Below are 24,151 nucleotides of genomic sequence, written 5' to 3' on the forward strand. Positions count from 1 at the left end.
ACCGGAACCACTGAGTGCAAGTCACCGTCAACGAGCGCGACGCCGTCCAGAGCGTCGCCACGGCACACCCGGCCGCCAACGGGGAATCGCAGGGACATGGGATGGACAAGCTGGTGATCGAAGGCGGTCGCCGGTTGTCGGGCGAGATCGTCGTGTCGGGCGCGAAGAACGCCGCGCTGCCGATCCTGTGCGCGGGGCTGCTCAGCGCCGAGCCGGTCGAACTCGACAACGTGCCGAACCTGAAGGACGTGCGCACCACGCTGAAGGTACTGAACCAGATGGGCGTGAAGAGCGAAACGGACGGCTGCCGCGTGCAGCTCGACGCATCGCGCGTCGACAATCTCGTCGCGCCGTACGAGCTCGTCAAGACGATGCGCGCGTCGATCCTCGTGCTCGGGCCGCTGCTCGCGCGCTTCGGCGAGGCCAAGGTGTCGCTGCCGGGCGGCTGCGCGATCGGCGCGCGGCCGGTCGACCAGCACATCAAGGGCCTGCAGGCGATGGGCGCCGAGATCAGCATCGAGCACGGCTTCATCGAGGCACGCGCGAAGCGCCTGAAGGGCGCGCGCATCGTGACCGACATGATCACGGTGACGGGGACGGAAAACCTGCTGATGGCCGCGACGCTGGCCGACGGCGAGACGGTGATCGAGAACGCGGCGCGCGAGCCGGAAGTGAGCGATCTCGCACACTTGCTGGTCGCGATGGGCGCGAAAATCGACGGCATCGGCACCGACCGCCTCGTGATCCAGGGCGTCGAGCGGCTGCACGGCGCACGCCATTCGGTGATTCCCGACCGCATCGAGGCCGGCACGTTCCTGTGCGCGGTCGCGGCGGCGGGCGGCGACGTGATGCTGACGGGCGTGCGCCCGCACATCCTCGACGCGGTGATCGACAAGCTGCGCGAGGCCGGCGTGTCGATCGAGGAAGGCGACAGCTGGCTGCGCGTGAAGATGGACCGCCGCCCGCAGGCGGTGACGATCCGCACGTCGGAATACCCGGCGTTCCCGACCGACATGCAGGCGCAGTTCATGGCCCTCAATTCGGTCGCGACGGGCACCGCGCAGGTCGTCGAGACCATCTTCGAGAACCGCTTCATGCACGTGCAGGAGCTGAACCGGCTCGGCGCGAACATCACGATCGACGGCAACACGGCGCTCGTGACGGGCGTCGACAAGCTGTCCGGCGCGAACGTGATGGCGACCGACCTGCGCGCGTCGGCGAGCCTCGTGATCGCCGGGCTGCGCGCCGAAGGCGAAACGCTCGTCGACCGCATCTATCACCTGGACCGCGGCTACGACCGCATGGAAACCAAACTGACCGCCGTCGGCGCGAACGTGCGCCGCCTCTCCGGGAGCCAAGCATGACCGCGCCGCTGACCCTCGCCCTGTCGAAGGGCCGGATTTTCGAGGAAACCCTGCCGCTGCTGGCGGCCGCCGGCGTGCAGGTGGCCGAGGATCCGGAAACGTCGCGCAAGCTGATCCTGCCGACGACCGATCCGAACCTGCGCGTGATCATCGTGCGCGCGAGCGACGTGCCGACCTATGTCGAATACGGCGCGGCCGACTTCGGCGTGGCCGGCAAGGACGTGCTGGTCGAGCACGGCGGCTCGGGCCTCTACCAGCCGATCGATCTGAACATTGCACGCTGCCGGATGTCGGTGGCCGTGCCGGCCGGTTTCGACTACGCGAACGCGGTGCGCCAGGGCGCGCGCCTGCGGGTCGCGACCAAGTATGTCGAAACGGCACGCGAACACTTTGCCGCGAAGGGCGTGCACGTCGACCTGATCAAGCTGTACGGCTCGATGGAACTGGCGCCGCTCGTCGGGCTGGCCGACGCGATCGTCGACCTCGTCAGCTCGGGCGGCACGCTGAAGGCGAACAATCTGGTCGAGGTCGAGGAGATCATGGCGATCTCGTCGCGCCTCGTCGTGAACCAGGCTGCGCTGAAGTTGAAGCGCGCGGCGCTCAAGCCGATTCTCGACGCGTTCGAACGCGCGTCGCAGAATGGCAATTGAGCGCATCACCGTAACGGAACTTCCATGGCCATCACCATCCGCAAACTCGATTCGACCAGCGACGGCTTCGACGCCGCGCTGCGTGCGGTGCTCGCGTTCGAGGCGAGCGAGGACGAAGCGATCGAGCAGTCGGTCGCGCAGATTCTCGCCGACGTGAAGTCGCGCGGCGACGCCGCGGTGCTCGAGTACACGAACCGCTTCGATCGGCTGGACGCCAGCAGCGTCGCCGCGCTCGAACTGCCGCAGGACGCGCTGCAGACGGCGCTCGACGGCCTCGCGCCGAAGGCGCGCGCGGCGCTGGAAGCCGCCGCCGCACGCGTGCGGGCGTATCACGAGAAACAGAAGATCGAGTGCGGCACCCATAGCTGGCAGTACACGGAAAGCGACGGCACGGTGCTCGGCCAGAAGGTCACGCCGCTCGACCGCGTCGGCCTGTACGTGCCGGGCGGCAAGGCCGCCTATCCGTCGTCGGTGCTGATGAACGCGATTCCCGCGCGGGTCGCGGGCGTCGGCGAGATCGTGATGGTCGTGCCGACTCCGGACGGCGTGAAGAACGACCTCGTGCTCGCCGCGGCGCTGCTCGGCGGCGTCGATCGCGTGTTCACGATCGGCGGCGCGCAGGCGGTCGGCGCGCTCGCGTACGGCACGGCCACGGTGCCGGCGGTCGACAAGATCTGCGGGCCGGGCAACGCGTACGTCGCGTCGGCCAAGCGCCGCGTGTTCGGCACGGTCGGCATCGACATGATTGCCGGACCGTCGGAAATCCTCGTGCTGTGCGACGGCACGACCGATCCGAGCTGGGTCGCGATGGACCTGTTCTCGCAGGCCGAACACGACGAACTCGCGCAGTCGATCCTGCTGTGCCCGGACGCCGCGTTCCTCGAGCGCGTCGAGAAGGCGATCGACGAGCTGCTGCCGACGATGCCGCGCCAGGACGTGATCCGCGCGTCGCTCGAAGGTCGCGGCGCGCTGATCAAGGTGCGCGACATGACCGAAGCGTGCCGGATCGCGAACGACATCGCGCCGGAGCACCTCGAGATTTCCGCGCTGGAGCCGCAGCAATGGGGCCAGCAGATCCGCCACGCCGGCGCGATCTTCCTCGGCCGCTACACGAGCGAAAGCCTCGGCGACTACTGCGCCGGCCCGAACCACGTGCTGCCGACCTCGCGCACCGCGCGCTTCTCGTCGCCGCTCGGCGTGTACGACTTCATCAAGCGCTCGAGCCTGATCGAAGTCAGCGCTGAAGGTGCGCAGACGCTGGGCGAGATTGCTTCCGAACTCGCATACGGCGAAGGGTTGCAGGCGCACGCGCGCAGCGCCGAACTCCGGATGAAGGGGTGACCCGCGCGCCGGAGCCGATGCCGACGCATCGACTCCGGACGACGAGGAGACCAAGCGCAGGGCGGCAGCCGCCGCCCTGCCGACCAATTTGACGCCGGCGCGACGCACGCCGGCTTGAGACCATGACGACGCCACAAGACATCATCCGCCGCGACGTGCTCGCAATGACGAGCTACCCGGTGCCCGACGCGAGCGGGTTCGTGAAGCTGGACGCGATGGAGAACCCGTATTCGCTGCCGGCGCCGCTCGCGGCGGCGCTCGGCGAGCGCCTCGCGCAGGTCGCGCTGAACCGCTACCCGGCGCCGCGCCCGGGCGCGTTGCTCGACAAGCTGCGCCGTGCGATGGGCGTGCCGGCCGCGTGCGACGTGCTGCTCGGCAACGGTTCGGACGAAATCATCAGCATGATGTCGGTGGCATGCGCGAAGCCGGGCGCGAAGGTGCTCGCGCCGGTGCCGGGCTTCGTGATGTACGAGCTGTCCGCGAAGTTCGCGCAGCTCGAATTCGTCGGCGTGCCGCTCAAGGCCGACCTGACGCTCGACGCCGACGCAATGATTGCGGCGATCGCCGAGCACCGGCCCGCGATCGTCTATCTCGCGTACCCGAACAACCCGACCGGCACGCTGTACGACGAAGCCGACGTCGAGCGGATCATCGCGGCCGCGCGGCACAGCCTGATCGTGATCGACGAGGCGTACCAGCCGTTCGCGGAGCGCTCGTGGCTGCCGCGCGCCGCCGAGTTCGACAACGTCGTCGTGATGCGCACGGTGTCGAAGCTCGGCCTCGCGGGAATCCGCCTCGGCTATCTCGCCGGGCTGCCGACCTGGCTGACCGAGTTCGACAAGGTGCGCCCGCCGTACAACATCAACGTGCTGACCCAGGCGACCGCCGATTTCCTGCTCGACCACCTCGACGTGCTCGACGCGCAGGCGGCCGAACTGCGTGCGGAACGCACGCGCCTCGCGCAGGCCGTGGCCGCGCTGCCGGGCGCGACGGTGTTCCCGAGCGCCGGCAATTTCCTGCTGGTGCGCGTGCCGGACGCGGCGGCCGTGTTCGATGCGTTGCTCACCGAGCGGGTGCTGGTCAAAAACGTGAGTAAAATGCATCCGTTGCTGGCCGAATGCGTGCGGCTGACCGTCGGTTCTCCCGACGAAAACGCGCGCCTGCTGGCTGCCTTGAAACTCGCGCTGCCCGGTTGACCCCAGGGCGCGGCGGCGCGCGACGATCAATCCCCATTTACATCAGACTCAATCAAGGAATTGCCATGCGTGTGGCGGAAGTCGTTCGCAATACCAGCGAAACGCAGATCCGTGTGAAGCTCGATCTCGACGGTACGGGCCGGCAGAAGCTGGCCACCGGCGTGCCGTTTCTCGACCATATGCTCGATCAGATCGCGCGACATGGTCTGATCGATCTCGAGGTCGAAGCGCATGGCGATACGCATATCGACGACCACCATACGGTCGAGGACGTCGGCATCACGCTCGGCCAGGCCGTCGCGAAGGCGATCGGCGACAAGAAGGGCATCCGCCGCTACGGCCATTCGTACGTGCCGCTCGACGAGGCGCTGTCGCGCGTCGTGATCGACTTCTCGGGCCGGCCGGGTCTCGAATTCCACGTGCCGTTCACGCGCGCGCGGATCGGCACGTTCGACGTCGACCTGTCGATCGAATTCTTCCGCGGGTTCGTGAACCACGCGGGCGTCACGCTGCACATCGACAACCTGCGCGGGATCAACGCGCACCACCAGCTCGAAACGGTGTTCAAGGCCTTCGGCCGCGCGCTGCGTGCGGCGGTGGAGCTCGACGAGCGCGCGGCGGGGCAGATTCCGTCGACGAAGGGCAGCCTCTAACTTTCGAACGGACAGGACGCCACGGACAACCTCACGGCTTCGGCGCGGCGCGCCGGCTTGCGATGGATCTGCTCAAATCGTTCATTTCCCTGCTCGCGCTGATCAATCCGGTCGGCGCGGTGCCGTTCTTCCTGAGCCTGACGGCGCAGCAGACGGACGACGAGCGGCGCCGCACGATCCGGATCGCGTCGGTGTCGGTGTTCTGCGTGATGACGGTGACGACGCTGCTCGGCCAGCAGATCATCGACTTCTTCGGCATATCGGTCGGCTCGCTCGAAGTGGGCGGCGGGATCATCATGCTGCTGATGGCGATCAGCATGCTGAACGCTCAGGCCGGCAACACCCGCTCGACGCCGGAGGAGCGCCACGAAGCCGAGCAGAAGGACAACATCGCGGTCGTGCCGCTGGCGATTCCGCTGCTGACGGGCCCCGGCTCGATCAGCACGGTGATCATCTATGCGGCGAACTCGCATCACTGGTATGAGCGAGCCGGGCTCGTCGCGATCGGCGCGGCGCTGGCTCTGCTGTGTTTCTTCGCGATGCGGCTTGCCGAGCCGATCGCGAACTGGATCGGCCGCACCGGCATCAACATCGCCACGCGGCTGATGGGTTTGATGCTGTCGGCGCTGGCGGTGGAATTCATCGTCAATGGACTGAGGGCGCTACTGCCTGCACTGAGATGAAAACTTCGATTGCGATTGTGGATTATGGGATGGGCAACCTGCGCTCGGTCGCGCAGGCGCTCAAGAAGGCCGAACCGGCCGCCGACGTGGCGATCGTCGACACGCCGGCCGCGATTCGCGCGGCCGACCGCGTCGTGCTGCCCGGCCAGGGCGCGATGCCCGACTGCATGCGCTGCCTCGGCGAATCGGGGCTGCAGGAAGCGGTGATCGAGGCGTCGCGCACGAAGCCGCTGCTCGGCGTGTGCGTCGGCGAGCAGATGCTGTTCGACTGGAGCGCGGAAGGCGACACGAAGGGCCTGGGCCTGCTGCCCGGCAAGGTCGTGCGCTTCGAGCTCGATGGCCGCCTGCAGGACGACGGCTCGCGCTTCAAGGTGCCGCAGATGGGCTGGAACCGCGTGCGCCAGTCGCAGCCGCACCCGCTGTGGGACGGCGTGCCCGACGACGCGTATTTCTACTTCGTTCACAGCTATTACGTGAGCCCGGACAACCCGGCGCACACGGTCGGCGAAACGGCCTACGGCGCGCCGTTTACGTCAGCGGTCGCGCGGGACAATCTCTTCGCGACCCAATTCCACCCCGAGAAAAGCGCGGAAGTCGGGTTGCGTCTGTATCGCAACTTCGTACACTGGAAGCCGTGAACGTGGTGCGCGAGCCACAGTTGACAGGGCGCAAACGCCTGTCGTGCGGGGCTCGCACGCTTAAGCACCGAAAGAGTTGTACTAAACTAGCGAGACGGCGCGGCACCGGTTTGGCCGGTGCGCGCCGGATTCTTTTCATTTTCCACGACGACACCCGATTGCTATGTTGCTGATTCCGGCCATCGATCTCAAAGACGGTCAGTGTGTGCGCCTCAAACAGGGCGATATGGACCAGGCCACGATTTTCTCCGAGGACCCGGCGGCGATGGCCCGCAAGTGGGTCGATCTCGGCGCCCGGCGGCTGCATCTGGTCGACCTGAACGGCGCATTCGCCGGCAAGCCGAAGAATCTCGAGGCGATCGAAGCGATCCTCGACGAAGTCGGCGACGAAATCCCCGTTCAGCTCGGCGGCGGCATCCGCAGCCTCGAGACGATCGAGAAGTATCTCGACGCGGGCCTGTCCTACGTGATCATCGGCACCGCGGCCGTGAAGGATCCGGGCTTCCTGCAGGACGCGTGCACCGCGTTCGCGGGCAACATCATCGTCGGCCTGGACGCGAAGGACGGCAAGGTCGCGACCGACGGCTGGAGCAAGCTCACGGGCCATGAGGTGATCGATCTCGCGCAGAAGTTCGAGGACTACGGCGTCGAGTCGATCGTCTACACGGACATCGGCCGCGACGGGATGCTGCAGGGCATCAACATCGAGGCGACCGTGAAGCTCGCGCAGGCGGTCGGCATTCCGGTGATCGCCAGCGGCGGCCTGTCGAACCTCACGGACATCGAGAACCTGTGCGAAGTGGAAGAGCACGGCGTCGAAGGCGTGATCTGCGGCCGTGCGATCTACTCCGGCGATCTCGATTTCGCGGCCGCGCAAAAGCGCGCGGACGAACTGAACGGCGAACTCGACAACGCGTAACCGCGGTGTCCCGTTCGCCGGGGCTGCCCGCAGGCGGCCCCGACCGGAAGCCTCGCGCGAGGCTTCCGTAACCGGCCGTTCCACCGCGGCCTATGGCGTACATCATGGCTCTAGCTAAACGCATCATCCCCTGCCTGGACGTGACTGCCGGGCGTGTCGTCAAGGGCGTCAACTTCGTCGAGCTGCGCGATGCCGGCGACCCCGTCGAAATCGCCCGCCGCTACGACGACCAGGGCGCCGACGAACTGACGTTCCTCGACATCACCGCGACCTCCGACCAGCGCGACCTGATCCTGCCGATCATCGAAGCCGTTGCGTCGCAGGTGTTCATTCCGCTGACCGTCGGCGGCGGCGTGCGCGCCGTCGAGGACGTGCGGCGCCTGTTGAACGCCGGCGCGGACAAGGTCAGCATGAATTCGTCGGCGGTCGCGAACCCGCAGCTCGTGCGCGACGCGGCCGACAAGTACGGCTCGCAGTGCATCGTCGTCGCGATCGACGCGAAGCGCGTGTCGGCCGACGGCGAGGCGCCGCGCTGGGAAGTCTTCACGCACGGCGGCCGCAAGGGCACGGGCCTGGATGCGATCGAATGGGCGCGCAAGATGGCCGAACTCGGCGCGGGCGAGATCCTGCTCACGAGCATGGACCGCGACGGCACGAAGTCGGGCTTCGACCTCGCGCTCACGCGCGGCGTGTCGGACGCGGTGCCGGTGCCGGTGATCGCATCGGGCGGTGTCGGCTGCCTGCAGGATCTCGCGGACGGCATCAAGGACGGCCGCGCGGACGCGGTGCTGGCCGCCAGCATCTTCCACTACGGCGAGCACACGGTCGGCGAGGCGAAGCGCTTCATGGCCGAGCAGGGCATCGCGGTGAGGCTGTGATGAATACGGAAACGAAATCCCTGCCCGCGTGGCTCGACAAGGTCCGCTGGGACGACAACGGCCTCGTGCCGGTGATCGCGCAGGAAGCGTCGACGAACGACGTGCTGATGTTCGCGTGGATGAACCGCGAGGCGCTGGCGAAGACGATCGAGACGCAGCGCGCGGTCTACTATTCGCGCTCGCGCAAGCGCCTGTGGTTCAAGGGCGAGGAGTCGGGCCACGTGCAGCACGTGCACGAGGTGCGGCTCGATTGCGACGAGGACGTCGTGCTGCTGAAGGTCGAGCAGGTGTCGGGCATCGCCTGCCACACCGGCCGGCATTCGTGCTTCTTCCAGAAATTCGAAGGTACGGTGGACAGCGGCGACTGGGTCGCGGTCGATCCGGTGCTGAAAGACCCCGAACACATCTACAAATGACGCAATCGACCGAAGACACGCTGCTGCGCCTCGCGGCCGTGATCGATAGCCGCAAGGGCGGCGACCCCGAACAATCGTACGTATCGCGCCTGTTCCACAAGGGCGACGACGCGGTGCTGAAGAAGATCGGCGAAGAGGCGACCGAAGTCGTGCTGGCCGCGAAGGACGTACGCCAGGGCGGCGCGCCGACGGCGCTGGTCGGCGAGGTGGCCGATTTGTGGTTCCACTGCCTCGTGATGCTGTCGCATTTCGACCTGAGCCCGGCCGACGTGATCGCCGAACTCGAGCGCCGCGAAGGGTTGTCGGGCATCGAGGAAAAGGCGCTGCGCAAGCGCCGCGAGCGCGAGGAAAACGGCGGTTGACGGCTCGCGGCCTGCCGCGCCGGCGACAGTGCGGTAAGCTGTAAGAATTGTCATCCAACGGGGGTAGCATCATGACCGATACGCCGAGCCAGCTTCCGACGCCGTCGGTGCCGGGTGCAGCGGACGCCGAGCGGCTGAACGGTTTGCGCACGTTGACGCACGTGCTGTACGGCCTCTACGCGATTCATTGGCTGACGGGCGGCGTCACCGGCCTCATCGCGATCATCATCAACTACGTGAAGCGCGGCGACGTGGCCGGCACGCCGTACGCCGACCATTTCGAGTGGCAGATCCGCACGTTCTGGCGCGCGCTGATCGCCTACGTGATCGGCTTCGCGCTGATGTTCGTGGGCGTGGGATTCGTCATCATGTTTGTCACGTGGATTTGGACGCTGTACCGTATCATCAAAGGTTGGCTGTACCTGAACGACAACAAGACGCTCGATTCGCAGGCCTGGTTCTGACCGGCGCGCGGGCGTTTCGCAGGAGCAACATGAGTCACGATCCGAATTGCCTGTTCTGCAAGATCGCGGCGGGCGAGATCCCGAGCACGAAGGTGCACGAGGACGACGAATTCGTCGCGTTCCGCGACATCCGCCCCGCGGCCGAGACGCATGTGCTCGTGATTCCGCGCCGGCACGTGCCGACGCTGTCGGCGGCGAGCGAGGCCGACGCGCCGATGCTCGGCCGGCTGATGCTGCTGGTCGCGCGTCTGGCCGACCAGCTCGGCGTCGCGTACACGGGTGGCGAAACCGGTTTTCGCACGGTGATCAACACGGGGCCCGGCGGCGGGCAGGAGGTTTACCACCTGCACGCGCACATTCTGGCCGGCCCGCGCCCCTGGCTGCGGATGGGTTGACGTCGCGGGGCGTTTCCCCGCATCGATAGTCGAAGCCGGCGTGCCGCCGGCGATTTGCGCCGCGACGCGGCGTGGTTGAGGAGAGGTTTCATCATGGGTGGATTGAGCATTTGGCACTGGCTGATCGTGCTGCTGATCGTCGCGCTGGTTTTCGGTACGAAGAAGTTGCGCAACATCGGCAACGACCTCGGCAGCGCCGTGAAGGGTTTCAAGGACGGCATGAAGGACGGCGAGACGCCGGCGGACGCGCAGCAGCTGCCGCGCAACGGCTCGGTCGACGTCAACGCGAAGGAAACGACGCGTTCCGACTCGAACAAGGCGTAACGCCGGCACGCTGACAGGCATTCGCGATGCTGGATCTCGGTCTTTCGAAGATGGCGCTGATCGGCGTCGTCGCGCTCGTGGTGCTCGGCCCCGAGCGCCTGCCGCGCGTCGCGCGTACGGCCGGCGCACTGTTCGGCCGCGCGCAGCGGTACATCAACGACGTGAAGGCCGAGGTCTCGCGCGAAATCGAACTCGACGCGTTGCGGACGATGAAGACCGATTTCGAGACGGCCGCGCGCAATGTCGAGACGACGATTCACGACAACCTGCGCGAGCACGAGAAGGAGCTGAACGACACGTGGAACTCCGCGGTCGGCGGCCTTAACGAAGGCTCGGTCGATGCCGGTACGTACGGCTCCGACACGCCCGCGGCGCCGTCGTGGCGCGGCAGCACGGCCGCGCTCGCGCCGAAGCGTCGCAACTGGCGTGTGAAACAGGCGGCGACGCCTGTCTGGTACAAGCGCGCGACGACCCGCCGCACGCACGTGCAGTCGGGCGCCGCGCGTGTCGCGCGCCACCAGCCGGCCAGCCTGCGCCGGCCGACGCGCTTCTTCTGAGCCGAGCGCATGCTCGCTCGTCAATCCTACCGAGGGCCGGTGTGAGCGACCCCCAGCAGAACCCGGGCGACGCCCCGGAAGAAACCTTCATTTCCCATCTCGTCGAGCTTCGCGACCGCATCATTCGCGCGGGGCTGGCCGTGATCGTCGTGTTCCTCGGGCTCGTGTACTGGGCGCCCGACATCTTCCGGCTGCTCGCGCGGCCGCTGATGGAAAACCTGCCGAAGGGCGGCAGGATGATCGTGACCGACGTCACCGGCTCGTTCTTCGTGCCGATGAAGGTCACGATGCTCGTCGCGCTCGTGATCGCGCTGCCGATCGTGCTGTACCAGATCTGGGCGTTCGTCGCGCCGGGGCTGTACCAGCACGAGAAGAAGCTCGTCGCGCCGCTCGTCGGCAGCAGCTATGTGCTGTTCCTGTGCGGGATGGCGTTCGCGTACTTCCTCGTGTTCCCGACGATCTTCCGCGTGATGGCGCACTACAACGCGCCGCTCGGCGCGGAGATGTCGACCGATATCGACAACTACCTGAGCTTCGTGCTCGGGATGTTCATCGCGTTCGGCGTCACGTTCGAGGTGCCGATCGTCGTCGTGCTGCTCGTCCGGATGGGCGTGCTGACGCTGAAGAAGCTGAAGGAGATGCGGCCGTACGTGATCGTCGGCGCGTTCGTCGTCGCGGCGGTCGTCACGCCGCCGGACGTGTTCTCGCAGCTGATGCTCGCGTTGCCGCTCGTCGTGCTGTTCGAGATCGGGCTGCTGGCCGCGCGATTCTTCGTACCGAAGCCGACGGAAGAACCCGAGGCGGAGAACGGCGCCGCGAGTTGATACGGGACCGGTGCGCGGCGGCCGGCATGATCGCGGTCGTCGATACGGCCCCTCGACAGCGTTGAAGCCGGCCGGGCCGACCGGATGGTACAGATCGCGAGGGCGCCCGCAGCTTCTTCACCGTGAAGAAGGCATGCCGAAGCAACGCCGCCGGACCAAAGCAACAGGGCAGCCGATCAGGCTGCCCTTTTTTGTTTCCGTCCTTGGCTGGCAAGCGGCGCCGGTACGCCGCCCGCCGGAGGTCATTCGCTGTCGCTGTCCTGTTCGTCGAGCGCCTGCTTCGGCGGCGGCGGCCGCTTGCCGATCACGACCTTCACGTCGAACTCCTTGCCCTTGCGCACGACGTGCACTTTGGTCGGCGTGCCCGGCTTGATCTGCGCGACGGTGTTCAGCAGTTTCGTCGTGTCGGTGATGTCGTCGCCGTTCACGCTCACGAGGATGTCGCCCGGCTTGATGCCGGCCTTGTCGGCCGGCCCGCCCTGCAGCACGCCCGCGACGATCGCGCCCGACTTCTGCTGGAGCCCGAACGATTCGGCGATTTCCGGCGTGACGTCCTGCGGCTCGACGCCGATCCAGCCGCGCGTGACCGAGCCCGTCGTGATGATGCTTTCGAGCACGGTGCGCGCGGTCGACACGGGGATCGCGAAGCCGATGCCGAGCGAGCCGCCCGAGCGCGAGTAGATCGCCGTGTTGATGCCGAGCAGGTTGCCGTTGACGTCGACCAGCGCGCCGCCCGAGTTGCCCGGGTTGATCGGCGCGTCGGTCTGGATGAAGTTCTCGAACGTGTTGATGCCGAGGTGATTGCGGCCGAGCGCGCTGATGATCCCCATCGTGACCGTCTGGCCGACGCCGAACGGGTTGCCGATCGCGAGCACGACGTCGCCGACCCGCGACTGGTCGGAACGGCCGAGCGTGATCGTCGGCAGGTTCGTCATGTTGATCTTCAGCACGGCGAGGTCGGTTTCCGGGTCGCTGCCGATCACCTTCGCGGTGCCCGTGCGGCCGTCGGCGAGCGCGACTTCGATCTGGTCGGCGCCGTCCACGACGTGCTGGTTCGTTAGAATGTAACCTTCAGGGCTCACGATAACGCCCGAGCCCAGGTTGGCGGCCGGCTCGTCGTGCTGCTTGCGCGCATTGCGGTCGCCGAAGAAGTAGCGGAACAGCGGATCCTTCGCGCGCGGATCGGGCGGCAGCGAGCCGTCCTTGCTGGAGAAGACGTTGACGACGGCGGGCATCGCCTTTTGCGCGGCCTCGGCGTACGACGTGGTCGCGGGGGCGCCGCCGATGCCCGGTGCGACTTCGCGCAGCGCGACGATCGGCGTGGCGAGCTGCTTGCCGAGCTGTCCTTGCCGTTGCAGCCATTGCGGCTTGAGCGTCACGACGATGAACATCAGCGCGAGCAGTACGGTCACCGCCTGCGCGAAGAACAGCCAGAAGCGTCTAAGCATCTGAAAGGATTAGAGGTTTATATGGATCGGATCGAACTTGAATTGTACTTGAACAATACCCTTGAAATCGCGCGCTTCAAGGACTATTGCCCGAACGGCCTCCAGGTCGAGGGGCGCCGCAAGATCGAGAAGATCGCTACCGGCGTGACGGCGTCGGTCGCGTTCCTCGAAGCCGCGCTCGAATGGGGCGCGGATGCGGTGCTCGTCCATCACGGCTATTTCTGGCGCAACGAGGCGCCGCAGATCACCGGCCGAAAGTACCAGCGGCTGAAGCTGCTGCTCGCGAACGACCTGAACCTGTTCGCATTCCACCTGCCGCTCGACGCGCACCCCGAGTTCGGCAACAACGCGCAGCTCGGCGAGAAGCTCGGGCTGCTCGGCGAGCAGCGTTTCGGCGACGGCGACCTCGGCTGGATGGCCACGCTGCCGATGCCCGTCTCGCTCGAGCACTTCGTCGCGAAGGTCGAGCGCACGCTCGGCCGCACGCCGCTCGTGCTCGGCGATCCGGAGATGCAGTTGCGCCGCATCGCATGGTGTACGGGCGCCGCGCAAAGCTATTTCGACGCGGCGATCGACGCGGGCGCCGACGTGTTCCTGACCGGCGAGGTGTCGGAATCCGTCACGCACGCGTCGGCCGAGAGCGGCGTCGCGTTCGTTGCGGCAGGGCACCACGCGACCGAGCGCTACGGAATCCAGGCGCTCGGCGCCCACTTGTCCGAAGAATTCGATCTCGAACACCTTTTTATCGATATTCATAATCCGGTCTGAACGCCGGATTTGCGGCGGTGCATCGAAATTTCGCAATGTAGCGCATGCTTAAAAGAGAAATGATTTAATCGCTCCGATAGTGGGGGAAAACCCTTAACTATCAATTACTTCGAAGGGATTTTCGTCTCCGGGCCTTGTAAATGGCGACTCCATTCGCGCAAACTAGCGGCGGAATGAAAAGTCGTGACGGAAAATCCAACTCAGAAGTGGGGCGTGTGATGCGAGACAAGGAAGAGAAACGCGTCGACAGCGGCCGCCGTACCTGGCTGATTGCGACATCCGTAGCAGGTGGCGTGGGAGGCGTAGCCACCGTCATACCTTTCGCGGCGTCGCTTGCGCCGTCCGCGAAAGCGAAAGCGGCCGGAGCACCGGTCGAGGTCGACATCAGCGGCCTGAAGCCCGGCGAGATGGTCACGGTGCCGTGGCGCGGCAAACCCGTCTGGATCCTGAATCGCACCGATTCGATGCTGGCCGACGTCGTCAAGGCCGACAAGGAAGTGGCCGATCCGACCTCGAAATCCCCGTATTCGATGCCGTTGCCCGCGTATTGCGCGAACGAATATCGCTCGCGGGCCGATCGCAAGAACATTCTCGTCGTGATGGCCGTGTGTACGCACCTCGGCTGCACGCCTAGCCAACGCTTCACGCCGGGTCCGCAGCCGAACCTGCCGGACGACTGGCCGGGCGGCTTCCTGTGCCCGTGCCACGGTTCGACCTACGACCTCGCCGGCCGCGTGTTCAAGAACAAGCCGGCGCCCCAGAATCTCGACATCCCGCCCTACATGTTCACGTCGGCGACGACCCTCGTGATCGGCAAGGACGAGAAAGGAGAAGCGTGATGGCCGACAACAAGGAAGTCTCCACGACAGGTCTCACCGGCTGGGTCGACCAGCGCTTCCCGCTCACGTCCACCTGGAAGAAGCACGTTTCCGAGTACTACGCGCCGAAGAACTTCAACTTCTGGTACTTCTTCGGCTCACTCGCGCTGCTGGTGCTCGTCAACCAGATCGTCACGGGCATCTTCCTCACGATGAACTACAAGCCCGATTCGACGCTCGCGTTCGCGTCGGTCGAGTACATCATGCGCGAGGTGCCGTGGGGCTGGCTGATCCGCTACATGCACTCGACCGGTGCGTCGATGTTCTTCGTCGTCGTGTACCTGCACATGTTCCGCGGGCTGATGTACGGGTCGTACCGCAAGCCGCGCGAACTCGTGTGGATCTTCGGCTGCGCGATCTTCCTGTGCCTGATGGCCGAGGCGTTCTTCGGCTACCTGCTGCCGTGGGGCCAGATGTCGTTCTGGGGCGCGCAGGTGATCGTGAACCTGTTCTCGGCGATTCCGTTCGTCGGCCCGGACCTGTCGTTGTGGATCCGCGGCGACTACGTGGTGTCCGACGTCACGTTGAACCGCTTCTTTGCGTTCCACGTGATCGCGATTCCGCTCGTGCTGGTCGGCCTCGTGATCGCGCACCTCGTCGCGCTCCACGAAGTGGGGTCGAACAACCCGGACGGCATCGAGATCAAGGCGAAGAAGGACGCGGACGGCATTCCGCTCGACGGCATCCCGTTCCACCCGTACTACTCGGTGCACGATTTCTTCGGCGTCTGCGTGTTCCTGATGGTGTTCGCGCTGATCGTGTTCTTCTCGCCGGAGATGGGCGGCTACTTCCTCGAGTCGAACAACTTCGTCCCGGCGAATCCGCTGCAGACGCCGCCGGAAATCGCGCCGGTGTGGTACTTCACCGCGTTCTACGCGATGCTGCGCGCGACCACCGATCCGTTCAAGATCGTGCTGATGATCGTGATCGCGCTGCTCGGCGTGCTCGCGCTGATCCGCGCGCGCGGCAAGTGGAAGGTCGGGCTGCCGGTGCTGGCCGCGGCGATCGTCGTGTTCATGTTCCTGACGGAATCGAAGTTCTGGGGCGTCGTCGTGATGGGCTCGGCGGTGATCACGCTGTTCTTCCTGCCGTGGCTCGACCGCAGCCCGGTGAAGTCGATCCGCTACCGGCCGCTGTTCCACAAGGTGTTCCTCGGGATCTTCGTCGCGGCGTTCCTGATCCTCGCGTTCCTCGGCACGCGGCCGCCATCGCCGGTCTCGACGCTGATCGCGCAGGGCTGTGCGCTGATCTACTTCGCGTTCTTCCTCGGCATGCCCGTCTGGACGCCGCTTGGCACGTTCAAGCAGCCGCCGGAGCGGGTGCGCTTCAAGCCCCATTAACGAGAGCGAGGAGAGAACGACATGAAGAAACTGCTTTCGACGCTCGCGCTGATCGGGGCGACGGCCGTCGCGCTGCTGGCGGCGCCGGCCGTGCGCGCGGAGGGTAATTTTCCGCTCGACCGGGCGCCCGATAACACGGAAAATCTCGTTTCGCTTCAGCACGGCGCGCAATTGTTTGTAAACTATTGCCTGAACTGCCACAGCGCGAACCTGATGCGCTACAACCGTCTGACGGATCTGGGCATATCCCAGAAGGAGATCGAAACGAATCTCCTGTTCACGACCGACAAGGTCGGGAACACGATGTCCGTCGCGATGCGGCCCGAAGACGCGAAGAACTGGCTCGGCACGACGCCGCCCGACCTGTCGGTCGAGGAGCGGGCGCGCGGTCGCGACTGGCTGTACACGTATCTGCGGAGTTTCTACCGCGACGATACGCGGCCGAGCGGCTGGAACAACGCGGTGTTCGAGAACGTCGGCATGCCCCATGTATTGTGGCAACTGCAGGGGCAGCGCACTGCCAAATTCGAAGACAAGACGGACGAGGAGACGGGCGAGAAGGTCCACACGCTCGTCGGCTTCCAGCAGGTCACGCCGGGGACGTTGTCGCCGCCGGACTATGATGCTGCGGTGGCCGACCTGGTGGCCTATATGACATGGATGTCCGAGCCGGCCCAGCAGACCCGCAAACGCCTCGGCGTGTGGGTGCTGGTCTTTCTCGGTGTCCTGACTTTCCTGGCCTGGCGGCTCAATGCCGCGTACTGGAAAGATATCAAGTAAACACGCCTGACCGGCGTGGGGCCGGCGCAAGGCGGAACCCGTGAAAGGGGTTGCGCCGCGTGCCGGCCCTCGGCTTTTTTGAGGAAACGCAAATATGATGGTTCTGTATTCCGGCACAACTTGCCCGTTCTCCCAGCGTTGCCGGCTGGTGCTGTTCGAGAAGGGGATGGATTTCGAGATCCGTGACGTCGACCTGTTCAACAAGCCGGAAGACATCTCGGTGATGAACCCGTACGGTCAGGTGCCGATTCTGGTCGAACGCGACCTGATCCTGTACGAATCGAACATCATCAACGAATACATCGACGAGCGCTTCCCGCACCCGCAACTGATGCCGGCCGACCCGGTGCAGCGCGCCCGTGCACGCCTGTTCCTGCTCAACTTCGAGAAGGAGCTGTTCGTTCACGTCAGCACGCTCGAGAACGAGAAGGGCAAGGCAGCGGAGAAGAACCACGAGAAGGCACGCCTCGCGATCCGCGATCGCCTGACGCAACTCGCGCCGATCTTCGTGAAGAACAAGTACATGCTCGGCGAGGAGTTCTCGATGCTCGACGTCGCGATCGCGCCGCTGCTGTGGCGTCTGGATCACTACGGCATCGAACTGTCGAAGAACGCCGCGCCGCTGATGAAGTATGCCGAGCGGATCTTCAGCCGTCCGGCCTATATCGAAGCACTGACGCCGTCCGAAAAGGTCATGCGTCGTTGATGATGCAATGAGGGCAAGACGGAGCGGGCGGCGCGGCGTGCCGCGTGCCCGCTCCGGGTTCGAGGATTGTGATGCAAGAGATTTCAACGAAGCCTTATCTGCTGCGCGCGCTGTACGAGTGGTGCACCGATAACGGTTACACGCCGCATATCGCGGTGAGGGTCGACAACTCGACGCGCGTGCCGCGTCAGTTCGTGCGTGACGGCGAGATCGTGCTCAACATCAGCTTCGAGGCGACGAGCCAGCTGCAGATGGGTAACGAGTGGATCGAGTTCACCGCCCGGTTCTCCGGGAAGGCGCACAAGATCGAGATTCCGGTGGCCAACGTGCTCGCGATCTACGCGCGCGAGAACGGCCAGGGGATGGCGTTCCAGGTCGATGCGGTGGCGGGCGAGGGCGCGGATTCGGGCGCGTTCGAGGACGATGCCGAGCAGGCCGATGAGGTGCGGCGCGACGAGTCGCCTGTCGTGCTGGCGCCGGTTGCCGATCAAGGTGCGAACGAAGAACCGTCCGAAGGCGCTGACGAACCGCCGAAAACCGACGGGGATGGCTCGAAAGGCGGCAGCAGACCTCGCCTCAAGATCGTGAAATGAGGTAGAATCTCGCGCTTACGCCGGCTTAGCTCATCTGGTAGAGCAGTTGATTTGTAATCATCAGGTGGCGGGTTCGAGTCCTGCAGCCGGCACCATATAAAACAAGCACTTAGCCCAGCCTACATGGCTGGGCTTTTTGTTTTATGAGTTCGGTGTAGGTGTTGTGTAGGCATTTTCGGTCTGCCTTGATCCACGCTATTCGTCGTCGATCAGCCTTCCACCATCGGTGCACTTCCTGTAGCCGTCGCCCGAGCTGAGGGCGTACTCGTCGCCTATCTGCCCGGACTGGCCATGCGCCGCATTGCCGATCTGCGCACTGGCGAAGCCAAGACCGATGCCCGCGATGCCCCGATCATCGCCGAAGCCGCTCGCTCGATGCCGCATACGCTGCGCTCGCTTCGACTGGCCGACGAGCAACTCGCCGAGCTCACCATGCTGTGCGGCTTCGATGACGACCTCGCCGCTCAGGTCACGCAGACCAGCAACCGCATTCGCGGCTTGCTTACTCAAATCCATCCGGCGCTCGAGCGAGTTCTCGGACCGCGCCTCGACCATCCTGCGGTGCTCGATCTGCTTGAGCGCTACCCGTCCCCAAGCGCACTTGCTGCTGCCAGCGAGAAGACGCTCGCTGGCCGACCGTAGCTCGTCTCATTGTTAGTTTGGCACACGTAAAATCCGTGGATGACGGTGCCGACCCGGCGCCGCCAGTTATTCCAATGCGACGACGGGGCCATGACAGATACAAAATCGCAACAAGAACGCATTGCTGCCGCTAGAGCAGAGGCAGGTGAACGGAAGAGGATGGGGGAGCGAGAGTCTCTCTATCGCAATTTTCTGTCTTTATCCGAAACGATACAGATGGTCGCGAACTGCATCCAAATTCCGGATAATGAACTCGATCAGGTTGTACTGGCGGACAAGGAGCTGGGGGATGTTGCCGCCTTTGAAGCAAGAGTTGCTGCAACTTCCCGCAAACAGCTATTTCGAACCTCACGAGCAGCCGACATACTTGGCGTGAACATTGCCAACACACCGGCTGGTCACCGCTTGCGCTGGTTCGACGCGACGACTGGAAGAGGGGAAACCTATTGGCAGAGTACCGCGGCGCGCGAAGAGGGGCTAGCGCTTCTGGCGGACATGGCGAAATGGGAGTCCTCGGCGCGCGAAGCGCAACGTCGCCAAGCCATGTTCAATGGTTCGCGCTGGTCGGCCCATGAGCCTTCGTCTGCCCCGCGGTTCCGTGATCTGCCGACGACTCCGCGGATCCGATTGATCGGTTTCGATCCAGACGAACTCATCGACTTTCTCCTGGTGCAACGAATTCCGAACACGCTGGTGTCGGTGCTTCCGTTCTCCGAGGTGCGGGAATCTGCTCCGGCTCAGATTCCCACGTCGGCGGTATCTCGTGCAGAGAGACGTCCAAAATTTCGTGGCCCGCTAGCCGCGACACTCGCGATGGCTTGGCAAATTGCCCACGATCGTGATAGTCCTCATTCCATTCTGCATGCGCTTGTTGAGCTTGCGCAGAGGAAACCGCCACCGAGACCGCTCCACTCAGCTACGGACGATGGCCAGGAAGTTAAATGGGTGAATGATGAGGGCGAGATTCAAATTTTCACGATCAAGGACATGCAGAGCCGGATGCGCGTAATCCGCAAGACAAATACATAAACTGACGTAACTCGACGTAAGGCTGTCTGTCCGTCTGCATCTCGCTAAAGTTGGTTCCAAGCTGTTCGCATGGACCTAGGTTGAATCTGGTCGAAAGAGGTTGATCAGGATCTCTCGGTTCATGCGGCGCGAAACCCCTTGTTTCGTATTTTGCTAGGAGCGACAGATGCACCAGAACGCCATCAAGGCAGCGACGATTCCCGATCGCCGTCAATCCGTAAACGAGCCGCCGCGTCCGGTTCTCCTCCACGCCGACAACCGTTCCGATGAGGTCGAATCTGCTCGTCCCTGGAGCGGCACCTCGGCCCATACTTCCCCCGCTTCGAACGGGCGGGAATACTTCACGACTGAAGAGGCTGCAGATTTCCTTGGCCTGCGTCCTCAGACGCTGCGCAAGGCGTATTCCAACTATGGCCGCTATTTATCCGTCGTGCCACGAAAATCAGCTAACCGGCGTTTGTATTGGAGGGCTGACTTGGTCCGTGCACTGATCGAGGGGGCTTAAATGTACGCGCGATACAACCGCGGCTTCCATCTGCCAATTAACCCCGAGCGCTTTCCGACTGAGGCTCTCGGAACGAGAATGCGAAGCCTCTACGATTCTCTCGTCGACACGATTAGGATCCCGTCAATCGTCGTTGGACCGATCGTTGTGCATGCCGGTATCGCATATGCGAATCCAGTCGCGAATATGTCCTCACCACGCGGTCGAGACGGTCCGTTCGGTATCAACACGATGTTGAGCGCGGTGTCAGGTTGTGGTAAGACCGAGGCAAAAAACGCGGCGTTCGGTGAAATGTTCGAATTTCAGCGTGAGCAACTCGCGAACGCGGTCGACGGAGAAATCTGCATCGACAGTCACGTGATTCACAACGCATCGATGCCGGCGATCGTCAAGCGCGTCTCGAAGTATCCGGTTGCGAATGAGATCGACGACGAATTTGCATCGTCCCGAACCGGTTCGATGACCCGTGATGCTAATACGCGCGTCCAGTTTTTTGACGGGCAGACATTCTCCGTCGATCGCGCGACGACGGGACGCTACATTCTTCACGATCCGCGATTTACGAGCCTTGTGTTGACTCAGCCGCATGTACGCATCGCGTTCGACGAGCGGCATGCAAAACGCCTACGCGCATTAGGGCTTGCGACGCGCACACAGTTCGCTGAATACGCAGGCGAGCCGGTCGCACTCGATCTTGTCCCAGTTGATTCGCGCATCTGGGATGAAAACTGTCGACGTCTTCTTAACCTGTGGGTCGAAATCATGTGTGGACGAGCGCGGCGAGGGCTCGTTAAGTTTCAGCCAGATGCTATTCGACTCCTGAAAGAGATTGCCGAAGGCTACCGAGTGCGTGGGCTACGTGGCGGTGATCTGGAGGATCTTGTGGAGCACGCTGCTCGTCAGACCGAAAACATCGCGCGGTTGGCCGCCGGAATGCATGTGTTCGAGGATGTTCCCGGTGATGTATCGGCAGAAGAGTTGGAGCAAGCAGAGGCAATTGGTTTGTGGTTCACGGAGCACTACAAGCGCCGTTTTCAGCCGAAGCCAACTATGCCACGGGAGTTCGAAGAAGCCGACTGCCTTGTGCAATGGTTGCATGGGTTTGTGTACCGAACTCGGCAACTGACCATCAAACGTTGCGATTTACTTGCGTACGCACCGGACATGGGATTGAGTAGGGCTGCAGCAGTGCGAGCGTTGACGGTGATTTGTTCGTCCGGCTATGCCCGAATCTCTCCGGGCAAGACAGCATGGATTGAACTTAATCCTGCCTACTTTCACACGCAATCGGTTGTGAATCCTTGGTCTTTTCGTACGTTGATCTGATCGACTCTGCCCCAGTCCCTGCCCCTTGTACCAGAGGGGTGAGGTAGGAAGTAACGCAAGCCAGTTCGTAGTCGAGGCGAGGATAGTGAATAAATTAGATAGGAATGCAAAGTAAGAAAGTCTAAATATCGACAAAATTTCCGTGCGATTGATCGCGCCAAGCAAACATGTTCGTAGCCACCAACTGGTGGCTACGCGTAACTAATAACGGGTGCCATAACGGATGTGGATGGCAGCGAATAAATAACAGGTGAACGATATGGCAGCAAAAGAAGATTGGTTTCAAGCAGGCCGGATCAAGGATCTGGTTGATGATTCCCGTGATGTCAACAGGTCAGCTAACAGCGTGTGGGGTGACCACGGCAGTGAAATTCTGCTTGGCCGAAACTTAGGGGCGCTGGTGTTCGCGGTGAGGTTCATGGATGGAGTGATCCGGACGAAAGACGTGGCTTTCAAGATTCAAGCCCGCAAAGGCCGGAAAGTGGCGGTGGCGTCGTCCCCCCTCGCGAGGGGGTTCGACCTTTTGGGGGCAATGGTTCGTGTGTACTCGCGCGGCTTTCATTTCTCGCCTCAGTTGAGGCTGCTTTTCGACTGCTTCGCGACGCACGAGATTCGTCGCTGTCTTCGAAGAAATCGAAACCTTCCTTTCGATAAAGACCGTATAGAGGCAGAGGTGTTCGAGGAGTTCATCGCGTTTCTGCGCGAAGAGGGGGCTCGTATCGGCATCGTCAGCCAGATGAACGATTGGGAAAACTCTAGTAACGGAAACGAGAAGAGTGTGTTGAACTATATTGGCGCGCTGTTTAGCCGCAATAGTTCGATCGTTCCTGTGGAAATGCAGTTGTTCTACAAGAAATCTTGCGTCGACGAGTTGCGGTTGCATGAAGTCGCAGAAATGGTAGCCAAAGAAGAGGCCGATGACATGGCGTGCCTGTATCGTCGTGAAGATACAGTCGATGCCTTGCCGGAGGCGCTGAGGCAACATGACGTGACCGAGGTGATTGGGGACCGTGATCGTCTCTTTCGCAACATGCGCTCGAAGCGGTCAATCTTCGGGAACATGGTGGGTTATGTATGGCGGCTTGATTGCTCCTATACCGGGTACTACCTGCGTGTTGTGTTTTTGTTCGATGGTTCGCTGGCAGCAGCAGGTGGCGCGTTGGGGGAACACATCGGCCAATACTGGGTTGACGGGATCACGGACGGTCGAGGTCAGTTCCGCAACATGAGCAGTACATCGCGGAAATTTTCGGGGGATGCTGACTTGATCAGCAAGATCAATCACGATGATGCGGAAAAACGAGAGGCGCTGACGCGCTTTTTATGCCGCTTGGCTCGACGTGACCGGTATGTGTGCGTGCAACCGTTGTCGGGCTTTAAGCGCTTCGGCACAGGTCGCGCGCAGATGGTGGCGCCTGCGGTACCCCAGGGCAAGGCGCGAACCAAATTACAGAAGAAGTCGGAGTAAGGCTTCTCCGTCGCAGCGTGGCGAGCGACGAGGCATATCGGAGATAGCTCTTGGCCATATCAGAATTAGCTCTTTGCCTTACCTGATAACGCTCTCCCGCGAGTCTCATTAGCCTTGCCCGCTTTCTGCATTTTCCGTCCGAGTGACGAAACGGTCCTGAGCACGGTGTTCGCATCGGCCGCTGCAAAGTGGTTGGCTCACGCGGCAACTGCGTCAACAGGGCGTAGCCGTATCGTCAATGAATAGTACATGCCTCGGGTGCCGGCCGTTAATCGGTTGTGGCACCCGAGTAAGTCTTGCTGGAAGCTAAAATGAACATGAACGTAAAAACAGGTAACGTCAGTGGAACTGATAGTCCAATGTCGGATGCACTGGCACGTTCACCGGACAGCCGTATGAATGAGGTAGTCGGTGAATTGAACATTGATGCGTTGAAGGCTAGTCTCGAAGACTACGAACCGCCGAAGAAGTACACGACAACCGAGATCGTCCGCGCGCTATTTCCCTTGCTGGATGCAAAGCGGAAAGCCGGGGCATCGCCCGAGCAACTTGCCGACGTTCTACAGAAGAACGGTTGCGACATCACCGCGCAAACGCTCAAGACGTTGATGTCGAAGATTCGGAAAGAGGCAGGCATTGCTTACACGACGTGTCCTTGTTGCAATTCGAGGGTGCCGGAATCGACCATCTTGGTCCGGCCCGATGGTGCCACTGATGACGGATCGTCGACGCTGGCGGCATAGGTGATGAGTGATGACAGCGGCTCACTGGGCGACACATTGTCGATGTCGTTGTGTTGGCGAGGTGCTGTCATCGCTTGCGAGCTTACGATAGCTGCCGACAGAGAGTCAGCGAGGCAAACAAGCGCTCGATCGTGCGGCAATGACACGTTGTCGTAGATGAGACGAAAACACCAAGTCGACCACTACATCCTATGCGTGAATACTCAGCGCGGGAACGATGATTGAAGAAGGCGATCTCGGCGATGACTGGGCGATATTGAT

28 protein-coding genes, 1 tRNA gene and 1 pseudogene are annotated in these 24,151 nt (G+C 63.2%); 29 read left to right on the forward strand and 1 reads right to left on the reverse strand.

The features are described from left to right. Positions 1-14: 14 nt before the first annotated feature. The 16 genes from murA to tatC all read left to right on the forward strand — a co-directional run bounded on the left by murA (position 15) and on the right by tatC (position 11,664). Entirely contained in the window at positions 15-1,364 is a 1,350-nt protein-coding gene (gene murA / locus U4012_RS22550) for a UDP-N-acetylglucosamine 1-carboxyvinyltransferase (RefSeq protein WP_124487855.1), read from the forward strand. Beyond that, positions 1,361-2,014, forward strand: coding sequence for an ATP phosphoribosyltransferase (hisG, locus tag U4012_RS22555; RefSeq protein ID WP_006751807.1), 654 nt, complete (start codon positions 1,361-1,363; stop codon positions 2,012-2,014). Before murA ends, hisG begins: the two co-directional genes overlap by 4 nt. A gap of 24 nt (positions 2,015-2,038) precedes the next feature. Next, positions 2,039-3,355, forward strand: a complete 1,317-nt coding sequence (hisD, locus tag U4012_RS22560) for a histidinol dehydrogenase (protein ID WP_321801628.1) — start codon at positions 2,039-2,041, stop codon at positions 3,353-3,355. A 122-nt stretch (positions 3,356-3,477) separates the two neighbouring features. Beyond that, on the forward strand, positions 3,478-4,551 hold the full coding sequence (hisC, locus tag U4012_RS22565) for a histidinol-phosphate transaminase (protein ID WP_044845957.1): 1,074 nt from the start codon (positions 3,478-3,480) through the stop codon (positions 4,549-4,551). 65 nt (positions 4,552-4,616) lie between these two features. Next, positions 4,617-5,204 (forward strand): imidazoleglycerol-phosphate dehydratase HisB, encoded by a 588-nt coding sequence (hisB, locus tag U4012_RS22570; RefSeq protein WP_006751804.1) that lies wholly within the window; start codon positions 4,617-4,619, stop codon positions 5,202-5,204. Between the two features lie 62 nt (positions 5,205-5,266). Continuing rightward, positions 5,267-5,887: a YchE family NAAT transporter gene (locus tag U4012_RS22575; protein WP_044845956.1), complete on the forward strand. Its 621-nt coding sequence runs from the start codon at positions 5,267-5,269 to the stop codon at positions 5,885-5,887. Further along, complete coding sequence (hisH, locus tag U4012_RS22580; protein WP_044845955.1) at positions 5,884-6,525, forward strand: imidazole glycerol phosphate synthase subunit HisH; 642 nt, start codon at positions 5,884-5,886, stop codon at positions 6,523-6,525. The genes U4012_RS22575 and hisH overlap by 4 nt, the downstream gene beginning before the upstream one ends. A gap of 163 nt (positions 6,526-6,688) precedes the next feature. Further along, on the forward strand, positions 6,689-7,444 hold the full coding sequence (hisA, locus tag U4012_RS22585; RefSeq protein ID WP_034183653.1) for a 1-(5-phosphoribosyl)-5-[(5-phosphoribosylamino)methylideneamino]imidazole-4-carboxamide isomerase: 756 nt from the start codon (positions 6,689-6,691) through the stop codon (positions 7,442-7,444). Positions 7,445-7,548: 104 nt separating this feature from the next. Continuing rightward, on the forward strand, positions 7,549-8,322 hold the full coding sequence (gene hisF, locus U4012_RS22590) for an imidazole glycerol phosphate synthase subunit HisF (RefSeq protein WP_044845999.1): 774 nt from the start codon (positions 7,549-7,551) through the stop codon (positions 8,320-8,322). Continuing rightward, positions 8,322-8,738, forward strand: a complete 417-nt coding sequence (hisI, locus tag U4012_RS22595; protein ID WP_044845954.1) for a phosphoribosyl-AMP cyclohydrolase — start codon at positions 8,322-8,324, stop codon at positions 8,736-8,738. Before hisF ends, hisI begins: the two co-directional genes overlap by 1 nt. Beyond that, complete coding sequence (locus U4012_RS22600) at positions 8,735-9,100, forward strand: phosphoribosyl-ATP diphosphatase (RefSeq protein WP_044845953.1); 366 nt, start codon at positions 8,735-8,737, stop codon at positions 9,098-9,100. Before hisI ends, U4012_RS22600 begins: the two co-directional genes overlap by 4 nt. Positions 9,101-9,171: 71 nt before the next feature. After that, positions 9,172-9,564, forward strand: a complete 393-nt coding sequence (locus U4012_RS22605) for a DUF4870 family protein (RefSeq protein ID WP_044845952.1) — start codon at positions 9,172-9,174, stop codon at positions 9,562-9,564. Between the two features lie 29 nt (positions 9,565-9,593). Continuing rightward, positions 9,594-9,959 carry a histidine triad nucleotide-binding protein gene (locus tag U4012_RS22610; protein WP_044845951.1) on the forward strand — a complete coding sequence of 122 codons (366 nt, stop codon included), beginning with the start codon at positions 9,594-9,596 and terminating at the stop codon, positions 9,957-9,959. A gap of 93 nt (positions 9,960-10,052) precedes the next feature. Beyond that, entirely contained in the window at positions 10,053-10,283 is a 231-nt protein-coding gene (gene tatA / locus U4012_RS22615) for a Sec-independent protein translocase subunit TatA (RefSeq protein ID WP_044845950.1), read from the forward strand. Positions 10,284-10,309: 26 nt separating this feature from the next. After that, the gene (gene tatB / locus U4012_RS22620; protein WP_044845949.1) at positions 10,310-10,840 is read left to right on the forward strand and encodes a Sec-independent protein translocase protein TatB; all 531 of its coding nucleotides are present in this window, start codon (positions 10,310-10,312) and stop codon (positions 10,838-10,840) included. 41 nt (positions 10,841-10,881) lie between these two features. Next, the gene (gene tatC / locus U4012_RS22625) at positions 10,882-11,664 is read left to right on the forward strand and encodes a twin-arginine translocase subunit TatC (protein WP_044845948.1); all 783 of its coding nucleotides are present in this window, start codon (positions 10,882-10,884) and stop codon (positions 11,662-11,664) included. Between the two features lie 242 nt (positions 11,665-11,906). Here tatC and U4012_RS22630 read toward each other — a convergent pair whose 3' ends face one another. After that, entirely contained in the window at positions 11,907-13,112 is a 1,206-nt protein-coding gene (locus U4012_RS22630; protein ID WP_044845947.1) for a Do family serine endopeptidase, read from the reverse strand. A 21-nt stretch (positions 13,113-13,133) separates the two neighbouring features. On the opposite strand from U4012_RS22630, the gene U4012_RS22635 reads away from it, so the two are divergent. From U4012_RS22635 to U4012_RS22695, 13 genes and pseudogenes are all read left to right on the forward strand, one after another. Further along, positions 13,134-13,880, forward strand: coding sequence for a Nif3-like dinuclear metal center hexameric protein (locus U4012_RS22635; RefSeq protein ID WP_044845946.1), 747 nt, complete (start codon positions 13,134-13,136; stop codon positions 13,878-13,880). Positions 13,881-14,098: 218 nt separating this feature from the next. Next, a complete protein-coding gene (gene petA, locus U4012_RS22640; RefSeq protein WP_124487917.1) occupies positions 14,099-14,719 on the forward strand; it encodes a ubiquinol-cytochrome c reductase iron-sulfur subunit in 621 nt (206 codons plus the stop codon). Next, a complete protein-coding gene (locus tag U4012_RS22645) occupies positions 14,716-16,098 on the forward strand; it encodes a cytochrome b (protein ID WP_124487862.1) in 1,383 nt (460 codons plus the stop codon). The genes petA and U4012_RS22645 overlap by 4 nt, the downstream gene beginning before the upstream one ends. A 21-nt stretch (positions 16,099-16,119) precedes the next feature. After that, positions 16,120-16,878: a cytochrome c1 gene (locus U4012_RS22650; protein ID WP_257775419.1), complete on the forward strand. Its 759-nt coding sequence runs from the start codon at positions 16,120-16,122 to the stop codon at positions 16,876-16,878. A 94-nt stretch (positions 16,879-16,972) separates the two neighbouring features. Next, positions 16,973-17,584 carry a glutathione S-transferase N-terminal domain-containing protein gene (locus U4012_RS22655; protein ID WP_006400565.1) on the forward strand — a complete coding sequence of 204 codons (612 nt, stop codon included), beginning with the start codon at positions 16,973-16,975 and terminating at the stop codon, positions 17,582-17,584. A gap of 71 nt (positions 17,585-17,655) precedes the next feature. Then, positions 17,656-18,177, forward strand: coding sequence for a ClpXP protease specificity-enhancing factor (locus U4012_RS22660; RefSeq protein WP_044845942.1), 522 nt, complete (start codon positions 17,656-17,658; stop codon positions 18,175-18,177). 19 nt (positions 18,178-18,196) lie between these two features. Beyond that, positions 18,197-18,272, forward strand: a tRNA-Thr gene (locus U4012_RS22665). A 100-nt stretch (positions 18,273-18,372) separates the two neighbouring features. Further along, positions 18,373-18,813 (forward strand): annotated as a pseudogene (locus U4012_RS22670) (IS110 family transposase); the annotation flags it as partial. 96 nt (positions 18,814-18,909) lie between these two features. Further along, positions 18,910-19,848: a hypothetical protein gene (locus tag U4012_RS22675; RefSeq protein WP_321801641.1), complete on the forward strand. Its 939-nt coding sequence runs from the start codon at positions 18,910-18,912 to the stop codon at positions 19,846-19,848. A gap of 166 nt (positions 19,849-20,014) precedes the next feature. Next, positions 20,015-20,353 carry a hypothetical protein gene (locus U4012_RS22680; protein WP_321801643.1) on the forward strand — a complete coding sequence of 113 codons (339 nt, stop codon included), beginning with the start codon at positions 20,015-20,017 and terminating at the stop codon, positions 20,351-20,353. A gap of 78 nt (positions 20,354-20,431) precedes the next feature. Next, positions 20,432-21,679 carry a DUF3987 domain-containing protein gene (locus U4012_RS22685; protein WP_321801646.1) on the forward strand — a complete coding sequence of 416 codons (1,248 nt, stop codon included), beginning with the start codon at positions 20,432-20,434 and terminating at the stop codon, positions 21,677-21,679. 259 nt (positions 21,680-21,938) lie between these two features. Next, positions 21,939-23,147, forward strand: a complete 1,209-nt coding sequence (locus U4012_RS22690; protein ID WP_321801648.1) for a DUF3296 domain-containing protein — start codon at positions 21,939-21,941, stop codon at positions 23,145-23,147. A gap of 311 nt (positions 23,148-23,458) precedes the next feature. Beyond that, complete coding sequence (locus tag U4012_RS22695) at positions 23,459-23,890, forward strand: hypothetical protein (RefSeq protein ID WP_321801650.1); 432 nt, start codon at positions 23,459-23,461, stop codon at positions 23,888-23,890. Positions 23,891-24,151 lie beyond the last annotated feature (261 nt).

Source organism: Burkholderia sp. BCC1988 (assembly GCF_905339895.1).
In the GTDB taxonomy this organism is placed as follows: domain Bacteria; phylum Pseudomonadota; class Gammaproteobacteria; order Burkholderiales; family Burkholderiaceae; genus Burkholderia.